This is a genomic window from Acinetobacter sp. ABJ_C4_1 (assembly GCF_044538495.1).
GTDB classification, from domain to species: domain Bacteria; phylum Pseudomonadota; class Gammaproteobacteria; order Pseudomonadales; family Moraxellaceae; genus Acinetobacter; species Acinetobacter nosocomialis_A.
In genome coordinates, this window is sequence record NZ_JBIUCQ010000014.1 from 80,629 (window position 1) to 98,379 (window position 17,751).

Below are 17,751 nucleotides of genomic sequence, written 5' to 3' on the forward strand. Positions count from 1 at the left end.
ATACAAAAAAGAAAACCTTAGTGTGCAAAATGATTATGACAATTCGACCAATCTCCCAGCATTACGCTATACTTTAAACCGTTTTCGGTTAAAAGATGAGTTAATCTGTGCCTATAGAGTTCATTGCAACATCAAAACTCCCGACCGCTTTTGGTGAATTCAATATTTCTGTGTTTCAAGATCCAGCAACAGGTGAAGAACATGTGGCACTTTCTAAAGGGTTAGAAAATCCGCCAACAGGCCCTGTTTTAGTCCGTGTACATTCTGAATGTTTAACAGGTGATGCTTTTGCATCATTAAAATGTGATTGTGGCCCACAACTACAAGCCACTCAAAAACTCATCAATGAAGCAGGACAAGGCGTAATTCTATATTTACGCCAAGAAGGTCGTGGAATTGGTTTAACCAATAAAATTCGTGCTTATGCCCTACAAGATCAGGGACACGATACTGTAGATGCTAATTTACTACTGAATTTACCTGCCGATGCACGTCGTTACGATATGTGCAGCATCATGCTCGACCACTTAAAAGTAAAAGAAGTAAAGTTAATTACCAATAATCCTTTGAAAATTCAGGCACTCAAAGATCAGGGAATTAATGTCGTAGACCGTGTACCGTTAACCGTAGGTCGTAATCCTTTTAATGAGCAATATTTAAAAACTAAACGTGAAAGAATGGATCACCTTTATCAAAAAGATGATTTTTGATTTCAAATCCAAAGTTTAAAAACAATGTTTAAGGGATTTTTTCAAGATTTAGAAAAAATCCCTTACTTTTTTTATGGTTTTATGTTTTGATGTATTTAATTTATATCAATCATCTTTGAGGGTCATTATGCAACATCCGACTTCCACAGATATTCAACGTGTCCGCGAATTTCTCCTCGATTTACAAGCCCGTATTTGCGCTGGTTTAGAACAACAAGAAAAAGCTGGCGGTGGTACGGCAGAATTTATTATTGATGATTGGGAACGACCTGAAGGCGGCGGCGGTCGTTCACGTGTGCTGCAAAATGGCACAGTGATCGAAAAAGGCGGCGTGATGTTTTCTCACATCAACATTAGTAAACTGCCTGCTTCTGCTACTGAACGTCACCCTCAAATTGCAGGCGCTAAAGCTCAAGCACTGGGTGTTTCTTTAGTTATCCACCCTAAAAATCCAAATATTCCAACTTCTCATGCCAATGTACGTTTATTCGTTGCAGAACGTGAAGGACAAGATCCGATTTGGTGGTTTGGTGGTGGATTTGACCTAACGCCATTTTATCCAGATGACCAAGATGTTTTAAATTGGCATCAAGCTGCTTATGACCTATGTAAACCTTTTGGCGACAATGTTTATGCTGAACATAAGCAATGGTGTGATGACTACTTTTATTTAAAACATCGCGATGAACAGCGCGGTGTCGGTGGTCTATTTTTTGATGATTTAAATTGCTGGGATTTCGAAACTTGCTTTAAATATATTCAAGCTGTAGGCAATGGTTATTTAAATGCCATTTTGCCAATTTTCGAAAAACACCGTGAACAGCCTTATACCGAAACTCAACGAGAATTTCAGCTTTATCGCCGCGGCAGATATGTTGAATATAACCTAGTGTATGACCGTGGTACTTTATTTGGTCTACAAACAGGCGGTCGTATCGAGTCGATTTTAGTCAGCTTACCTAATTTAGCTGCATGGTCGTATCGCCCTGAATGGGATGAAGACTCACCAGAAAAACGTTTAACTGACTACTACTTAAAACCTCGTGATTGGTTAGGCTTAAAAGAAAAAGTCGCTTAATTTTTTGTTTTGGAGATTCTTTGGCTTCCACCCTAAAGGATCTCCTTTTTTGTTTTCAACTTTTCTACACCCTCCAAATATTTTTTCTTGTGCCAATTTGACTTATAGTGAGGCCTGCTGAATATTCAGTATAGGCTTTGTCTGCCTCATGCCATTTTAAAATTTTGGATACAAGAATGACCAAACAGTTTGCAGTAATTGGCAACCCGATCGAACAATCACGCTCTCCTGAATTGCATCATGCTTTCGCTGAAAAAACAGGTGTTGATCTAAACTATCAAAAACGGCTGGCTTCTCTCGATGGTTTTGAATCGAGCATGCGTAGTTTCTTTGCAGAAGGCGGAAGTGGTATGAACGTTACTGTTCCGTTTAAAGAGCAAGCTTTTGCTTTATGTGATGTGTTAACTGAGCGTGCTCAAATTGCTAAAGCTGTAAATACGTTATGGATGGAAAATGGCAAATTGCATGGCGACAATACAGATGGCCAAGGCTTAGTCGCCGCAATACAAGCTTTAGATTGGAACTTAGAAAATACAACTATTTTAATTTTAGGGGCTGGTGGTGCAACTCGTGGAGTTATTTATCCACTTGTACAAGCTGGCGCTAAAAAGATCGTCATTGCCAACCGAACCCTCGCTCGTGCAGAACAACTTGTAGATGACTTAAAAACAGCAGTTCCACAAGCCCAATTACAAGCAATTTCTTTAAATGATTTAGACGGCGATTTTGATATTGTAATTAATGCAACTTCTGCAAGTCTTTCAGGTGATGCTTTACAACTTCCTGAAAAATTACAGTTCAAATATGCGTATGAAATGGCTTATGGCAAACCTTCTAGTTTCCTTGATCAGGCGAAACAGCGTAATGTGCCTTATGCTGAAGGTTTCGGCATGTTAGTAGGCCAAGCGATTGAAGCTTTTTATATTTGGAATGGTGTAAGACCAGACTTAAAAGATTTCTTATAAACAAAAAAAGAACCTACTTAAAGTAGGTTCTTTTTTATCTCATTTACTATTTTTTAGCAGCGACCATTTGCTTATAAACATCTCGGAAAATTTCATAATCAATAAATTCATTATGTTCAGGTTTTAACTTCTGAATTGTTTTTTCCGTAAGCTGTTGTTTACGAGCGGCCACATAGACATTTCCTAAAATATCAGCCGTTTCTGATAACAAATGCTTTTCTTCAGCAGAAACACCGTTTTGTTTTTCAAAATCTAACTGATACTGTTTTGAGAAAAGTTGAGCTGGCTGTTTATATTGTTTCTGTAGTTTTTGCCAAGCTTCACGCCCTGCTTTACCTTGTATAGTCTCTATTACAATATGATCTACAGCACGACCTAATTCATGATCAAACTGCTCATCTTGCTCAAGATGATGCTTTTGCTGTAAAGCTGTAATACGTTCTAAAGCCTTTCCTTGAGGATTATAAGTATCTTCCTCAGAGAACCAGTAAGCATAAACCTCAGCAATTTCTTGGAGTTGTTGAACTGAGTAATACTTAATATATGACGGTTTTTCGGCAGTCAATTTGGCAATAAATACTGCTTTATAAGTTTTGTCATAAGCAGGCGTTGCATCATAGGTTTTATCTGCAAGTACAGCCAGATTTGTATCTAAATCTTGTACATCACTATGTGTGCCTACTGGATGCTCTAACACATCACCTTGACCAAGTTTTTCTCCAAAGCCTTTAATAAAGTTTTCCAGCATAGAGCCTTTACTTGCTTCAGCTACAGACTTGGCTTGTTTAAGTTGCTGCTGATCAATTGAAGTTGCTTTACCGTAGTTTAAAATTTGCATATCCGCTTTAATATTAAAGCTGTGTTTAAACTCAGCTGGCGTATAAGCAACATCATAAGTCATGTTCACTGCACGGCCTTTGTCATCTAAAGCTACATCAATCGTAATTGGATTTCTTTGCTTCGGTAAAGCTTGTTCAATCTCGGCTTTGTGTTTTAGCCATAGTGCTTTGAATGCTTCATCATTGATAAACTGGTTTTGGTTATAAGCTTCAAAAGTTTGTTTTAAAGCATCTCGGCGAGACTTAGTTTGAACTTTTTCAGCACTTGCAGCGCTTTGATCAAGCACATCTATACCGTAGACTTGGCAATAATTAATATCACCTAAAGCAACAGGTTTCTTCAGTGATTTTAATTCAATACATTGATCTTCAGTGAGGTTTACAACATCTTCAGCTTGTGCATCTTGTACACCATCTGCAGCAGCTTCTTCACTGGCATCTTCGTCTTCAGAAACTGATGCATCTGCAGCTTCCGTAGCTTGTGCTGCCGTACTTAAATTATCTTCACCTTCATCATCTGATGAAGAAAGAGCACCATCAAAGTGTGCGTTGATTAAACTATATAGTTCCTGACTTACAGCAGCGGCATCATCCGAAGAAACTTTTTGTTCTTCTTTATCAGCAGCTCCTTTTTTCGCTTCAGCAGCAGCAAGCTCATTGGCTACCTTTTCTGCCATCTTTTCGTTGTCGAAACCTAAGACACTTTTTTGAAGGTATTTATCATTGACCTGACCATACAGCTCAACTTCTAAAAGTAATTCTTCAATCGTGGTTTTTAAACGAATTTTATCAACAGCCCCAGCCTTACGATCAGTATCTGTCAGAGATACACGTTGTAAGTTTTGTGCGTCTGCCAAACGATAAGACACTGCGCTAGAAGCCTTAAGATATTCAACAAACTTCTTCATATCGACATTTTTAAAGAAGTCTTTGTACTTTGAAAAATCAATATAAGCTAAATTGTTTTGATTTTCTTTATTGACCAAATACGGCATTAAACCAAAGTAATTTACGTAAAACTTATAATTCTCTAAATCAAGCACCATTGGCAATTTTGCCTGAACCAATAGCGTTGGTTTTTCATATCTGGCAGTCAGGTTAAATGAACCCATTTTTTGACGATAATGAATTGAACCATCATAGCTAAACTGAAGATCATTTAATAAATTAATTAATACAGCATTTACTTTTTCAGAACGTGCTGATGAGGTCAGCCCCAAATCGCCTTGTTCATTTGCAATCGCTGCATATAAAGTCTGTTTCTGTGCTTTACTTAAGCCAACCTTTTGCTCACGTAGATACTGATCAACTTTCTTTTGTAATTCAGCATCAAGCTTAGGTGTATTTTCAGCTTTTGAGTTTTGCTTTATTTGTGATGGATCAACCGTAATTTTAAAGTTTCCGCGATAATCGTAACTTGGATATTCATACATCGCGTTAACGCTTTGAATAGCTTTTTGCTCTAAATTCGCAGATGCCACTTGTGGTCGCACACTGTGTTGCGCACATGCCGTCAAGCCCAAACTAAATAAACATAAACTGAGATATTTTAAATGCATAACCTTTTTTAAAACCTTATCGCTTTATCTTTTCAGCAAAACTTGCTAAAAATAAAAAAATTAATTGTTTTTTCACATAAAAGTATAAGACCTGACTTTATCAGAAATTATAATTTTCAGTGTATTTATTTTCGACAAAATTCGCTTTTCTGACATTCTTTTCGGGTGTGATTAACATTGTATTTTTATCATGCGAGTGAATAATCAAATCATCGATTGAGATAATCCCACAATGATTCAAAATTAGGATTAAAGCCATGCCAGCATATAAAGCTCCCCTACACGATATCCGCTTCTTAATGAATGAAGTACTAGACTACCCTGCTCACTATAAAACTTTATCGAATGGTGAAAGCGCGGATCCAGATACTGTAGATATGATTCTTGAAGGTGCGGCCGATTATTGTGAAAACGTACTGTCACCACTTAACCAATCTGGCGATGAAGAAGGTTGCCATTTTGACAACGGCGAAGTGAAAACACCAAAAGGTTTTAAAGAAGCTTATGACCAGTTTGTAATGGGTGGTTGGCAAGGTCTTTCTTATCCTGAAGAATTTGGCGGCCAAGGTCTTCCAATGTCTTTAAACCTGATCAAATCAGAGATGATGGGTACTGCAAACTGGTCATTTACCATGTATCCAGGTTTAAGCTCAGGTTGTATGAATACTATTTTGCAATTCGGTACAGATGAGCAAAAACAAACATATATGCCTAAACTTGTTGAAGGTACATGGAGCGGCACAATGTGCTTAACCGAACCTCAATGTGGTACAGACTTAGGTCAGGTAAAAACTAAAGCTGAACCTCAAGCAGATGGTACTTACAAAATCACGGGTACAAAAATCTTTATTTCTGCCGGTGAACACGATTTAACTGAAAACATTATTCACATTGTGCTTGCGCGTCTTCCAGATGCACCAGCGGGTACACGTGGTATTTCTTTGTTTATCGTACCTAAATTTATGCCTACAGCTGATGGCGGTGTTGGTGAACGTAATACGGTAACTTGTGGTTCAATCGAACACAAAATGGGTATTCGTGCTTCTGCAACTGCTGTACTCAACTTTGACAATGCAACAGGTTATCTGATTGGTGAAGTAAACAAAGGTTTACATGCAATGTTTACCTTCATGAACACAGCGCGTATCGGTACTGCGGTTCAAGGTATTGCACATGCTGAGTTATCTTTCCAAGGTGCTCTACCATATGCCAAAGACCGTATGTCTATGCGTGCCCTTTCTGGTAAGAAAGATCCAGATAAAGTTGCTGATGCAATCATTCACCATGCAGACGTACGCCGTATGCTTTTAACTCAAAAAGCAATCGCTGAAGGCGGTCGTGCAATGATTTACTACGCTGCACAAATCGCTGACAAAATGACAGATGCATTAACACGTGGTGATCAAGCTGCTTTTGAAGACTACGATGACAAACTTGGTTTCTATACACCGATCTTAAAAGGTTTCTTAACTGAACTTGGTTTAGAAGCTGCTAACCACGGTATGCAAGTTTATGGCGGCCATGGCTATATTAAAGAATGGGGTATGGAGCAAATCGCACGTGATGCACGTATTGCGACCTTATACGAAGGAACAACAGGCGTTCAAGCTCTCGACTTGATTGGTCGTAAAGTGTTGTTAAGTTCAAAAGGTAAAGTAGTACGTGAATATACTGCTGAAATCTTAAAATTCTGTGCTGCTCATGCACGTAATAAATACTTACGTCGTTTTGCTTGGGACTTAACAAAGCTTTGTGCACAGTGGAATACGTTAACAGTTCGTATCATGCTTGCTGCACGTAAAGACCGCGACATCGTATCTTCTGCTTCTGTAGATTTCTTGATGTTCTCAGGCTATGTCATGATGGCTTATTTCTGGGCACAACAAGCTGTGGTTGCTTCTGAAAAATTAGAAGCAGGTAACGGCCAAGAAACTCCTGAATTCTATAAAGCAAAAATTAAAGTTGCTGATTTCTACTTCGACCGTTTATTGCCACGTGCACAAGGTCATGCAGAATCAATGGTGACTACGTCTCGTACACTTACTTCATTACCAGTTGAACACTTTAGTTTCGACTACTAATAATAAGTAAGTATTAAAATCAAAAGAGCGCAATATAAATTGCGCTCTTTTTTATTAAATTAAAATTAACTTTATTCTTTATTAAGCACATAGGCTTTTGTGGGAACAAAATAGTTTTGTTCTAGAAATTCACGATTTTTACCATAATCGCTGTAGAACAACTTCTCCAAATTTACGATTAATTTTTGTTTTGAAATAATATTAAAATAAAAATTAACATCTGATGTTGGACATTGAATCTTTAACTCATGAGCATCAGAATCAACTTTCCACGTCAAAGAAGGGCATAATTGATTAATGGCTGCACTTTTTGCACCGTCTTTATTACTAATTCGGCCAAAATGAATAACATTCCAATACGCAGTACCATCAGGTAATAAATTTAAAATATATTCTGCTTCACCTGTTTCACAATCGGCAAAATTATCTTCACACGAAATACGAGTATGGTAGCGACCCGCATATTGTTGATCTGTTTCAGATAATTTTGACGTCTTATCTTGCACACCATCAGGCAAGAAAGTTCGTCCCGCGGCATCATCCAAAGTTTTAACCACAGTAGTACTTTTAACTAAACTATCTTCATGTTTAGAGGTCGTTGCTACCGCTGAGTGATCCTTAGAATCGGCATGATTTGCATCACAGGCACTCAGTCCTATACATAAAATGGCAGCCAAACCCAAATGTTTCATTAAAAGACCAGACGACTTCAAAGATATATACATCATTTACATACAACAGCAATGCCACAGTTCAAACTAGGATTCAAGAACGATCTCATCACTGCTACAAACACTTTCAGCCCCGAAAGAGTGCATTTTAGTTGATGTTGCTTTCATTCATTTAAACCATTTACATATTTTAACTATTTTTAGTTTTACCGGACTTTAATTTGCTAATTTTGACGCCATATTTCTACTAAGCAAGGGAAATAAATATCCCTTGTCATTTATATATTTGAGGAGAACTACATGACCAATTCTGGTTTATATCGCTCGAACCGACAAAGCATGATCGCCGGTGTAATGGGCGGTATTGCTGAACGTTTTGGTTGGAACGCAAATTTATTACGCATTATTTTCGTATTGGTTTCGGTAATGAGTGCGGCTTTCCCAGGAATTTTAGTCTACTTGGTTTTATGGTTAGTCATTCCTAAAAGACAGCCTGAACAAGTACAAGGTTATCAACAACCTGTTCGTACTGTACGAGAAGAACAAATACATTAAATAACTTAGTTTATTTTGGTCGCTACGGTTGTATCCCCTAATCAACCGTAGCTTTTTTTATTTTAAAAATTATAGTTTTCGATTTAACTGTTGCTGTAAAGCCGCGATCATATCTGCACGACTAATCATTCCTATAAGCTTACGATCTTCAACCACAGGAATGTAGTTAAACGACTTTTCAACAAAGTATGGCACTAAATCTTGAATAGGTTGAGTTGGTAGTACAGTAACCACTCGACGACTCATGATCTGCTTTACATAATGCTGCCAAGAGTTTCTTGGATCAGCTGCCCTTTTAAACCACTCTACGATTTCATATAACGCTAAAGTTCCCACCAAATGGTTTTCTGCATTGACCACAGGTAAACTCATGAGATTCTGCTGTTTAAACTTATCTAATGCCTGATGAATATCATCATCTTCATGCAACTTAATGACATCACGGCTCATAATATCCTGACAGATATATTGGTTCACCATACGTTCATTAGCGTGCTCTTGCGCTTCTAAAATAATTTTTTCTAAATCGTACTGGCTAATATCTAACAGTTCAGTGTGATGCTCTAATGCATACTCAATATCTTTAGGTTGAATCGACACTTTCTGAGTTGGCGTTGGATCCTTACTTCGCTCATTTAAATGTGCGGTAACAGGATAATGTCGCCCAATCAATCGATTAAAGAAAATAGCGAAACCGAGTAGAAGCAAAGAGTTGAGTAAAACTGGATAAAAAACGAAATAAAAACCTAATTTATGAATGGCAGCACCACCTAGTACAGCCGTAATTGCGACTGCTCCACTCGGCGGGTGTAAAGAGTCGGTGGTCATCATTAAAAAGATGGCGAGCCCAACAGCCACACTAAAAGCTGTAGTTAAATCAGGAATCCACTGCGCACAAGCAACTCCAATAATTCCGGCTAATGTATTACCAACAATCACATTCCAAGGTTGAGCCAACTGACTGGTTGAAACTGCAAATAATAAAACAGATGAGGCGCCCATAGGCGCGATGTACCAAGCATTAATTCCGCCAAGAACATACCAACTAATTAAGGAAGAAATTGCTAAACCACATAGTGCTCCAATACCGCAAAGCAATCGCTCTTTTAGTGGTAAAACCTTAAAATTCGGCTTTAAAATCTGTAACCATTCTCGCTGTATAACACTCACAGTACACCTTAGGGGATATGCCGTTATTTATAACGGGCAAAAGTATACGCCCAAAGCCACATAAAGTGCATTTAAATTATATCTTTTAAATATCAGAAAACTTGTTGAACGTATTCTTACTATTTTAAAACTTTAATATTCAATTAGTTTTTCATTCAAATAACGCCAGTACCGTTTCGGCAAATACTGCACGTGGAGTTTGATATTCTGACGTTCTGTAATATTTACACTCTTAAAATAATCTTTCCAAAGCTGATCATACAAAACTTCCTGCTCATCTAACTCAAGCTGAAAACTTTGACTCATGCCATTTTTTAAATTACGGTCAACTTCAGAAGCTTCGAGTGAAACTTCATGTATTTCACGTAAATCATAATAAATTCCAAACTTACGTTGCTCATCATAAATGAGCCAACGCTGATCTTGATAACGCCGTTTAAAATGCGGCTGGATAAGCGGTAAAACATTAAAATCAGGACGAACCAGACTTAAAAAAAGCTCATCTTTAGTTTTCTTAAACCGAATAAAAGCCTCCATTCTATGCTTTTCTCGCCCGACTTTTTTCGTCCACTGCGCAATCGCTAAAACACTTGGGTGCGAATAATCTTTTTCTACAGACGAATGACTACTAAACACATAAATACAATAATTAAATAAATGCTGATAGGCATCTAAAGATTCAGATAAATAAGCAAAATAAAATTGTTTCAACGAAGAGGATGAAAGCTTTTTTTGTAGCGCAGACCACACACGTTCGGCATGTTGCTCGTTATTTGCAACTTCAATTTTATCGGCAAATAAGCCATATTGAGCCGCATCATTTAAACAGAGCCTGACCTGTAATTCTTTAAATTGAAATGCGCGAAATACACAGCTCAGCAGTCCAACCATTGAACCATCAAAATAGTAAGCGACTTCCTCATTAAACATGGCTAAAACCCAAGGCTTAATTGTGGCGAGAGTTGCTGCACATATTTCGAAGATCCCTGCGTTAAAATTTGCTGTCGAATATAGCCAGAAGATAGTTCCTTTTGGAATTTTGGACTGTCTTCACAGCGAATAAAGTATTTTGCACGCTGGTAAGCCACGCCTAGTTTTTTAAGTAAATCGATATGGATTTTTCCAAAACGGCGAGCCTGCACAATTTTCTTAGCCGATTTCACTCCAATGCCCGGTACACGCAAAATCATTTGATAATCTGCATGGTTTAAATCTACCGGAAACTGTTCGGGATGCCTCAAAGCCCAGCTTAATTTAGGGTCAACATCAAGATCTAAATTAGGGTGTTTTTCATTGACGATTTCATTGACTTCAAAACCGTAAAAACGCATCAGCCAATCGCTTTGATAGAGTCGGTTTTCACGAAGTAAAGGCGGTGCAGAACCCACTGCTGGCAAGTAGTTATTTTCAGTATTAATTGGGATATAACCCGAAAAATAGACGCGCTTGAGTTTAAATTCTTTATAGTGCTTGTCTGCCATAAACAAGACATCTTGGTCTGATTCTTGATGAGCACCAACAACCATTTGGGTGGTCTGCCCTGCTGGTACATATTTCGGTACATGCTTAATGATTTGTCGCTCATCTTTAAGCTGAATGAGCCTGTCACGGACTAAACCTAAATCTTTTTGTACTTCCTGATGTGATTTTTCTGGTGCAAAAGTTTTTAGCCCAATCTCTGTTGGCATCTCTAAATTAATACTCATACGATCAGCATATAAACCTGCTTCATGAATCAGTTCAGGCGATGCTCCTGGAATAGTTTTTAGATGAATATAGCCATTAAAATTTTCTTCAAGGCGCAACTTCTTCACAACTTGAAGCATACGCTCCATCGTATGATCGGCTGATTTAAAAATGCCTGAGCTTAAAAATAACCCTTCAATATAATTACGGCGGTAAAAATTAATGGTTAAATCTACGACCTCTTGCACCGTAAATGCTGCACGCTGGACGTCATTAGAACGACGTGAAACGCAATAGGCGCAGTCAAAAATACACACATTACTAAATAGAATTTTTAAGAGAGATACACAGCGGCCATCTTCAGTATAGCTATGACAAATACCCGAATGACTGGCATCTCCCAAACCTTTATCTTTATTTTTACGGTCACTGCCACTTGATGAACAAGACACATCATATTTAGCAGCATCAGCAAGAATCTGTAGTTTTTCCCGAATGCGATCAGACATATCAAACGACTCATTTATGGCATCGTTTAAAAAATATCATTTTGCATTCTTAAATTTAATCCAGTGAAGTACGCTCGGCGTCATGAGGTGACGTTTAAAATAATCCGTCTTAATTAACGTATTCTTCTAGTTGCTTTACACGCTCGGCATACTCTTGCATTGGGCAATATGAATACATCGGTGAACCAATGTATGAGCCTGCATTATTACACTCCTGATCTACATAAGCTTTCCAAAGTCGCTGAGATTTTAGAATATCTTGGTAACGTTCTGGCTGTTTGTATTCTTCGCTTTGTGTGCGAATTTGATCAATCAGAGCAACTATTTTTTCTTCATAAATCTTTTTAGCTTGTTCAGAACAGCTATGCACAACCATATTGTTAATACTCTCAAGCTGCATTTCTTTAATGGTCTGCTCTACACATTGGTTATACTCGTCTTGCTCATCAGTTTCGGTTTGTGCATACAACCATGTACTACAGAAAAGACTGGATAAAACAATAAGTTTGCAGCAAAATTTCAGCATAATTTATTCTCAATTCTATAATTTTTAATATGCTTCAATATAACAAAAAAATGATTATTCGCGCACTTGCGCTAGCCCCCATCCCTTTGTTGAGTATATCTGCCTTAGGAATAATCATCTTCAATACGGAATTTAATCTTTATTCGGTTGCAGTTATTTTTCTAGCCCATTTCTTATTTTATTTACTTTTTTATGGCCTTCTGGTTATTCCTTTCGCATATATCACTTCATATTTTCTCGCACGTAAAAATCGTTTAAATCTGATGAGTATTTTTATCTGCGCAACTGTCATCTGGTTTTTGATTAGCCCTATTACACGCTTAATTTTTGTCGGTTCATTCCCTTCTCCTTGGTGGCATATTTATAAGATCTATAGTTTTTATCTTATGATTTTATTTACCAGCTTTTGTTACTGGTTAGGCTTGGAATGGCTGAGGCGAAAACAAATCGGCTAAACACATATTCCTGTGATTAAGCCTTTGCCACTCCCCCACAAAATCCTTATACTTAGGGGCAATTTTTCTCATAAATTCGTGGATGCTACATGAGTCGCGCCATCTCGCACATTGATACATTTCAGGGCTTAATTCTTGCCCTACAAAACTATTGGGCCGAACAAGGCTGCGTCGTATTACAACCTTACGACATGGAAATGGGCGCTGGAACATTCCACACCGCAACATTCTTACGTGCTTTAGGGCCAGAGACTTGGAACGCGGCATACGTTCAACCTTCACGTCGTCCAAAAGATGGCCGCTACGGTGAAAACCCGAACCGTTTGCAACACTACTATCAGTTCCAAGTGGTACTTAAGCCAAATCCAGACAATATCCAACAGCTTTATCTCGATTCTTTAAAAGCAATCGGGATTGATACGCTTACTCACGACATTCGTTTCGTAGAAGACAACTGGGAATCTCCAACCCTAGGTGCTTGGGGCTTAGGTTGGGAAGTTTGGCTTAACGGTATGGAAGTAACTCAGTTCACTTACTTCCAACAAGTCGGTGGTGTTGAATGTTACCCAGTAACAGGCGAAATCACTTACGGTTTAGAACGTCTTGCAATGTACCTTCAAGGTGTAGACTCGGTTTATGACCTTGTTTGGACGAAAGGCCAATTTGGTACTGTAACTTACGGCGACGTATTCCATCAAAATGAAGTTGAACAATCGACTTATAACTTTGAATACGCTCCAGTTGAAAAACTATTTGAACTATTTGATTTTTACGAATCAGAAGCAAACCGTTTAATTGAAGCAAAACTTTCTCTTCCTGCTTATGAGCAAGTTGTTAAAGCATCTCATACATTTAACTTACTTGATGCACGTGGCGCAATTTCTGTGACTGAGCGTCAACGTTACATTTTACGTGTACGTACTTTAGCGCGTGCTATTGCACAAAGTTATGTACAAGCACGTGCAGAGCTTGGCTTCCCAATGGCAGAACCACACTTGCGTGATGAAGTATTGGCACAGCTAAAAGCACAAGCTGAAAGTGAAGCAGCAAAGGCGGAGAAAAACCAATGAGCAAACATACTGTTTTATTCGAACTTGGCTGTGAAGAGCTTCCACCAAAAAGCTTAAAAACTTTACGCGATGCATTACAGGCAGAAACGGTAAAAGGCTTAAAAGATGCGGGCTTAAACTTCGTATCAATTGAAGCTTATGCAGCGCCTCGTCGTTTAGCACTTAAAATTGTTGATATCGATGCTGCTCAAGCTGATACACAAAAACGTTTTGATGGCCCTGCTGTTCAAGCGGCTTACGATGCGGAAGGCAAACCAACTAAAGCACTTGAAGGCTTTATGCGTGGTCAAGGGATTACAGTTGAGCAGCTTTCTACTTTCCAAGCAGGTAAAGTTGAAAAAGTTTGCTATTTAAAAGATGTAAAAGGTCAAAGCCTTGACGCTTTACTTCCACAAATTTTACAAACTGCATTAGACAATTTACCAATTGCTAAGCGTATGCGTTCTGCTGCAAGCCGTACCGAGTTTGTACGCCCAGTTAAATGGGTTCTTTTACTCAAAGACGACCAAATTGTTGACGCAACGATTCAAGATCACAAAGCTGGTAATGTGACTTATGGCCACCGTTTCCATGCACCAGAAGCTGTGACTTTAGCAAATGCAAATGACTACTTAGCTGTTTTAGAAAAAGCGTATGTTGTTGCGAACTTTGAAAAGCGTCAAGCAACTATTCAAGAACAAGTGAAAAAGCTAGCTGATGAAGTTAACGCGACTGCGATTGTTCCGGCTGACTTACTTGATGAAGTAACAAGTCTGGTTGAATGGCCTGTAGCTTTACGTGCAACCTTTGAAGAACGCTACTTAGCTGTTCCTCAAGAAGCTCTTATTACGACAATGCAAGACAACCAGAAGTATTTCTGTTTGATCAATGCGGAAGGTAAATTACAGCCTTACTTCATTACTGTTTCAAACATTGAGTCTAAAGATCCGACTCAAATTATTGAAGGTAACGAAAAAGTTGTTCGCCCTCGTTTGTCTGATGCTGAGTTCTTCTTCTTACAAGATCAAAAGCAACCGCTTGCATCTCGTAAAGAAAAACTAGCAAACATGGTATTCCAAGCACAACTTGGTACGCTTTGGGACAAATCAACACGTATTGCAAAACTTGCTGTTGCATTATCTTCAATCACTGGTGCAAACCCAGCAGATGCTGAAAAAGCTGCATTACTTGCTAAATGCGACTTAACGTCTGAGCTTGTTGGTGAATTCCCAGAACTTCAAGGTATTGCGGGTACTTACTACGCGCGTATTGAAGGCGAAAACACTGAAGTTTCAGAAGCTTTAGGTGAGCAATATTTACCAAAATTTGCTGGTGATGTTTTACCAAAAACCAAAACTGGTACAACCATTGCCCTTGCTGACCGTTTAGATACCCTAGTTGGTATTTTCGGTATTGGACAAGCGCCAACGGGTTCTAAGGACCCATTTGCTCTTCGTCGTTCAGCAATTGGTATCTTACGTTTAATCATTGAAAATGAGCTAGACGTAACAATTGAAGAGTTAGTTAATCTTGCACTTCAGGGTTATGGCGACATCGTTAAAGACCACGACAAAACTCGCGCTGATGCCGTTGCATTCTTGGAAGGTCGTTACCGTGCTAAGTACGAAGACCAAGGTGTTGCTGTTGATGTGCTTCAAGCAGTTCAAGCACTTGCACCAAAATCTCCACTTGATTTTGACAAGCGCGTAAATGCTGTTAACCACTTCCGCACATTACCTGAAGCTGCTGCACTTGCTGCTGCAAATAAACGTGTTGCTAACATTCTTGCAAAAGAAGCAACACCTGAAGGTTCTGTAGTTGAAGCAAACTTGGTTGAAGATGCTGAAAAAGCATTATTTGCTGAACTTCAAGCAGTGACACCTGTGGTTGAACCATTACTTGCAGCAAAAGATTACACAGCTGCCCTTTCTAAGCTTGCAGCACTTCGCGCGCCGATTGATGCATTCTTTGATGGCGTAATGGTAATGGCAGATGATGCTGACCTAAAAGCAAACCGTTTACGTTTATTGGCTCAGTTACGTAACTTGTTTACTGCAGTGGCTGATGTGAGCGTGTTGCAGGGCTAAGCCTTTATTAGTTGTAAATTAATGAGAACCCCTCTATAGATTAGTGGGGTTTTTTAATATTAAGAATAAATCAGCAGTTATCATAATGAATACCACTTCAATTAAAAAGTTTTACCGTATAGATGCTTACCTTGTTCTTTGCCACACTCTTTTGATGGCATTCGGTTATGGTCTATGGAAGCTATATCCTCATATAAAGACCAAACCAGATATGAGCGGCCTGTTCTTTATGATTATCTCTATTCTAGGCGGTTTCGCAGGGCTGATTATGCTCGCTATAACTTTGCCTCGTTTAGATCGTTCTGTTCATAATTTATCAGTGAACAAATTTATTTTGGCTCTGCTGTATTGGGTTTCTAGTACCATTATTTTCGTACTATTTGGCATCAGCAAATTCTTCTTCAATAATCCGCTAGTTTTGCTGGTTTTTGTTTTGGTTTTTTTCAGCAGTGTTTATCTTTCGGTGATTCGCCTTGCAGATATGCGTAAAAAAGACTGGTTGATCTTAAGCGGAATTTTTGGAGCTATTGTGCTGTTCTTCTTTTTGCCAGAGCTTTAGAAAATGGTTTAAGTAAAGATTCTAAGCTTGTAATGCTTTGCGTACTTAACAATACCTTCTTTGATGGTGTAATGGTAATGGCGGATGATACTGACCTAAAAGCAAACCATTTACATTTATTGGCTCAGTTACGTAACTTGTTTACTGCTGTGGCTATGTGAGTGTGTTGCAGGGTTAATTAGCTCCTTATTAAATAAAGGGATCTAGATCCCTTTATTTTTTACGTTAAACAAACTCTTTAATTTCTTCTAAACTTTTCGATGGCTCAAACCACATAAAATCATAATCAGCCACATCATGAATATAAAACGGATCATTTTTCATGATTTCTTCAGCTTCTTGAATCGAAGAACTTAAAACTAAAATCACCCCACCTACTCTATTTTCGCGGCGCCCCGACGCCAGAAACTTCTTTTGCTCATAATAATGATCTAAAAAAGCAATATGCTCTTTGAGTACAGCATCAACTTCGGTTAATGGTTTTTTATACGTCAAGGTAACAACAATCATTTCATTCTCTTAAAGCAAGTAGCGCATGACATAACTTATTCGATGGTACGCCTATTCCTCCAATTCATCCATACCAAACTCCCCACAATAATCACTCTACCTAGCAGTATAGTCATTGAAGCTGTATAACTTTTTCATCACGCTATTTAATATAAATATTTTTGCATATATAAGTCGACATAATAGTTTGATATTTCTAAAAAAGTTCGTTATAAGTCTGCTGGCTTTATAAATTAATATCATCTAGAGTCATAAATAAATGAAGAAGAATATTTTATTACTTGTTATTTCTATGTTATCTGTTGGACAAATGGGCTGTTCTATAGATCCTCATCGGATCACTTTACCTAACACTGCAAATCCGCCTGCTATAGAAAAGATTAATGTGGTGGGAATGTCTCGAAATGAATTTTTAAATAAATTCCATCCACCTGTAGTAAGTAGACTCATTGGTGATAAAAGAGTAGATACGATCACTTCATATAAAATGAACAACAAACCCAAAGCATACGGAGTGGCGTTATATAACGGCTTAATAGCGAATACAATCGTGTCGTCAATACATAGTGTAATGCCGAGTAAATTACCGCTCGATTCCGTGGACGAAACTCTATTAATCCCAGACTCAGTAATTGGCAGAGAGAAAGTAGTCATTGCAATTACATATAATTCTTCTGACTATATTGAGAAAGTAGAAAGAATAGAATGATTTCATTACTGGTATTTTTGAGTTCTATCTAAC

Annotated in this window: 17 protein-coding genes and 1 pseudogene; 11 read left to right on the forward strand and 7 right to left on the reverse strand. The window is 38.2% G+C overall.

Annotation, left to right across the window (positions count from 1 at the left end; all coding sequences use genetic code 11):
- Positions 1-107 precede the first annotated feature (107 nt).
- From ribA to aroE, 3 genes are all read left to right on the forward strand, one after another.
- Complete coding sequence (ribA, locus tag ACIF8R_RS15325) at positions 108-710, forward strand: GTP cyclohydrolase II (protein WP_001121170.1); 603 nt, start codon at positions 108-110, stop codon at positions 708-710.
- A 127-nt stretch (positions 711-837) separates the two neighbouring features.
- Complete coding sequence (gene hemF, locus ACIF8R_RS15330; RefSeq protein WP_396481663.1) at positions 838-1,788, forward strand: oxygen-dependent coproporphyrinogen oxidase; 951 nt, start codon at positions 838-840, stop codon at positions 1,786-1,788.
- Positions 1,789-1,964: 176 nt separating this feature from the next.
- Entirely contained in the window at positions 1,965-2,753 is a 789-nt protein-coding gene (gene aroE / locus ACIF8R_RS15335) for a shikimate dehydrogenase (RefSeq protein ID WP_396481665.1), read from the forward strand.
- Between the two features lie 46 nt (positions 2,754-2,799).
- Here the strand turns inward: aroE and ACIF8R_RS15340 are convergent, their stop codons facing one another.
- Positions 2,800-5,151 carry a hypothetical protein gene (locus tag ACIF8R_RS15340; RefSeq protein ID WP_396481667.1) on the reverse strand — a complete coding sequence of 784 codons (2,352 nt, stop codon included), beginning with the start codon at positions 5,149-5,151 and terminating at the stop codon, positions 2,800-2,802.
- Between the two features lie 257 nt (positions 5,152-5,408).
- Here ACIF8R_RS15340 and ACIF8R_RS15345 point away from each other — a divergent pair, with 257 nt between their 5' ends.
- Positions 5,409-7,232, forward strand: coding sequence for an acyl-CoA dehydrogenase C-terminal domain-containing protein (locus ACIF8R_RS15345; RefSeq protein WP_174747979.1), 1,824 nt, complete (start codon positions 5,409-5,411; stop codon positions 7,230-7,232).
- Between the two features lie 71 nt (positions 7,233-7,303).
- On the opposite strand, the gene ACIF8R_RS15350 is transcribed toward ACIF8R_RS15345, so the two are convergent.
- The gene (locus ACIF8R_RS15350; protein WP_263614673.1) at positions 7,304-7,960 is read right to left on the reverse strand and encodes a hypothetical protein; all 657 of its coding nucleotides are present in this window, start codon (positions 7,958-7,960) and stop codon (positions 7,304-7,306) included.
- 243 nt (positions 7,961-8,203) lie between these two features.
- Here ACIF8R_RS15350 and ACIF8R_RS15355 point away from each other — a divergent pair, with 243 nt between their 5' ends.
- Positions 8,204-8,458, forward strand: coding sequence for a PspC domain-containing protein (locus ACIF8R_RS15355; RefSeq protein ID WP_002052345.1), 255 nt, complete (start codon positions 8,204-8,206; stop codon positions 8,456-8,458).
- A gap of 69 nt (positions 8,459-8,527) precedes the next feature.
- On the opposite strand, the gene ACIF8R_RS15360 is transcribed toward ACIF8R_RS15355, so the two are convergent.
- The 4 genes from ACIF8R_RS15360 to ACIF8R_RS15375 all read right to left on the reverse strand — a co-directional run bounded on the left by ACIF8R_RS15360 (position 8,528) and on the right by ACIF8R_RS15375 (position 12,349).
- Positions 8,528-9,628, reverse strand: a complete 1,101-nt coding sequence (locus ACIF8R_RS15360; protein ID WP_396481670.1) for an HPP family protein — start codon at positions 9,626-9,628, stop codon at positions 8,528-8,530.
- Between the two features lie 132 nt (positions 9,629-9,760).
- Positions 9,761-10,558 (reverse strand): TIGR03915 family putative DNA repair protein, encoded by a 798-nt coding sequence (locus ACIF8R_RS15365; RefSeq protein WP_396481671.1) that lies wholly within the window; start codon positions 10,556-10,558, stop codon positions 9,761-9,763.
- A gap of 2 nt (positions 10,559-10,560) precedes the next feature.
- Positions 10,561-11,823, reverse strand: a complete 1,263-nt coding sequence (locus tag ACIF8R_RS15370) for a putative DNA modification/repair radical SAM protein (protein WP_396481673.1) — start codon at positions 11,821-11,823, stop codon at positions 10,561-10,563.
- A 109-nt stretch (positions 11,824-11,932) separates the two neighbouring features.
- On the reverse strand, positions 11,933-12,349 hold the full coding sequence (locus tag ACIF8R_RS15375) for a lysozyme inhibitor LprI family protein (RefSeq protein ID WP_044100013.1): 417 nt from the start codon (positions 12,347-12,349) through the stop codon (positions 11,933-11,935).
- 29 nt (positions 12,350-12,378) lie between these two features.
- On the opposite strand from ACIF8R_RS15375, the gene ACIF8R_RS15380 reads away from it, so the two are divergent.
- The 5 genes and pseudogenes from ACIF8R_RS15380 to ACIF8R_RS15400 form a co-directional block, all read left to right on the forward strand.
- Complete coding sequence (locus tag ACIF8R_RS15380) at positions 12,379-12,804, forward strand: hypothetical protein (protein WP_044100015.1); 426 nt, start codon at positions 12,379-12,381, stop codon at positions 12,802-12,804.
- A gap of 89 nt (positions 12,805-12,893) precedes the next feature.
- On the forward strand, positions 12,894-13,874 hold the full coding sequence (glyQ, locus tag ACIF8R_RS15385) for a glycine--tRNA ligase subunit alpha (RefSeq protein ID WP_396481676.1): 981 nt from the start codon (positions 12,894-12,896) through the stop codon (positions 13,872-13,874).
- A complete protein-coding gene (gene glyS / locus ACIF8R_RS15390) occupies positions 13,871-15,940 on the forward strand; it encodes a glycine--tRNA ligase subunit beta (protein WP_396481678.1) in 2,070 nt (689 codons plus the stop codon). The genes glyQ and glyS overlap by 4 nt, the downstream gene beginning before the upstream one ends.
- An 85-nt stretch (positions 15,941-16,025) precedes the next feature.
- The gene (locus ACIF8R_RS15395; protein ID WP_001098608.1) at positions 16,026-16,499 is read left to right on the forward strand and encodes a hypothetical protein; all 474 of its coding nucleotides are present in this window, start codon (positions 16,026-16,028) and stop codon (positions 16,497-16,499) included.
- A gap of 53 nt (positions 16,500-16,552) precedes the next feature.
- Positions 16,553-16,677: pseudogene (locus ACIF8R_RS15400) on the forward strand (hypothetical protein); the annotation flags it as partial.
- A 47-nt stretch (positions 16,678-16,724) separates the two neighbouring features.
- Here ACIF8R_RS15400 and ACIF8R_RS15405 read toward each other — a convergent pair.
- Positions 16,725-17,009, reverse strand: coding sequence for a YciI family protein (locus ACIF8R_RS15405; protein ID WP_000637649.1), 285 nt, complete (start codon positions 17,007-17,009; stop codon positions 16,725-16,727).
- 259 nt (positions 17,010-17,268) lie between these two features.
- Here ACIF8R_RS15405 and ACIF8R_RS15410 point away from each other — a divergent pair, with 259 nt between their 5' ends.
- On the forward strand, positions 17,269-17,718 hold the full coding sequence (locus ACIF8R_RS15410; RefSeq protein ID WP_396481680.1) for a hypothetical protein: 450 nt from the start codon (positions 17,269-17,271) through the stop codon (positions 17,716-17,718).
- Positions 17,719-17,751: the final 33 nt, after the last annotated feature.

What these genes read in the sequence shown, in the direction of transcription:
- hemF (WP_396481663.1), top strand. Translation starts at nt 838, where the DNA reads ATGCAACATCCGACTTCCACAGATATTCAACGTGTCCGCGAATTTCTC.
- aroE (WP_396481665.1), top strand. Translation starts at nt 1,965, where the DNA reads ATGACCAAACAGTTTGCAGTAATTGGCAACCCGATCGAACAATCACGC.
- ACIF8R_RS15340 (WP_396481667.1), bottom strand. Translation starts at nt 5,151, where the DNA reads ATGCATTTAAAATATCTCAGTTTATGTTTATTTAGTTTGGGCTTGACG.
- ACIF8R_RS15345 (WP_174747979.1), top strand. Translation starts at nt 5,409, where the DNA reads ATGCCAGCATATAAAGCTCCCCTACACGATATCCGCTTCTTAATGAAT.
- ACIF8R_RS15350 (WP_263614673.1), bottom strand. Translation starts at nt 7,960, where the DNA reads ATGATGTATATATCTTTGAAGTCGTCTGGTCTTTTAATGAAACATTTG.
- ACIF8R_RS15355 (WP_002052345.1), top strand. Translation starts at nt 8,204, where the DNA reads ATGACCAATTCTGGTTTATATCGCTCGAACCGACAAAGCATGATCGCC.
- ACIF8R_RS15365 (WP_396481671.1), bottom strand. Translation starts at nt 10,558, where the DNA reads ATGTTTAATGAGGAAGTCGCTTACTATTTTGATGGTTCAATGGTTGGA.
- ACIF8R_RS15370 (WP_396481673.1), bottom strand. Translation starts at nt 11,823, where the DNA reads ATGTCTGATCGCATTCGGGAAAAACTACAGATTCTTGCTGATGCTGCT.
- ACIF8R_RS15375 (WP_044100013.1), bottom strand. Translation starts at nt 12,349, where the DNA reads ATGCTGAAATTTTGCTGCAAACTTATTGTTTTATCCAGTCTTTTCTGT.
- ACIF8R_RS15380 (WP_044100015.1), top strand. Translation starts at nt 12,379, where the DNA reads ATGCTTCAATATAACAAAAAAATGATTATTCGCGCACTTGCGCTAGCC.
- glyQ (WP_396481676.1), top strand. Translation starts at nt 12,894, where the DNA reads ATGAGTCGCGCCATCTCGCACATTGATACATTTCAGGGCTTAATTCTT.
- glyS (WP_396481678.1), top strand. Translation starts at nt 13,871, where the DNA reads ATGAGCAAACATACTGTTTTATTCGAACTTGGCTGTGAAGAGCTTCCA.
- ACIF8R_RS15395 (WP_001098608.1), top strand. Translation starts at nt 16,026, where the DNA reads ATGAATACCACTTCAATTAAAAAGTTTTACCGTATAGATGCTTACCTT.
- ACIF8R_RS15405 (WP_000637649.1), bottom strand. Translation starts at nt 17,009, where the DNA reads ATGATTGTTGTTACCTTGACGTATAAAAAACCATTAACCGAAGTTGAT.
- ACIF8R_RS15410 (WP_396481680.1), top strand. Translation starts at nt 17,269, where the DNA reads ATGAAGAAGAATATTTTATTACTTGTTATTTCTATGTTATCTGTTGGA.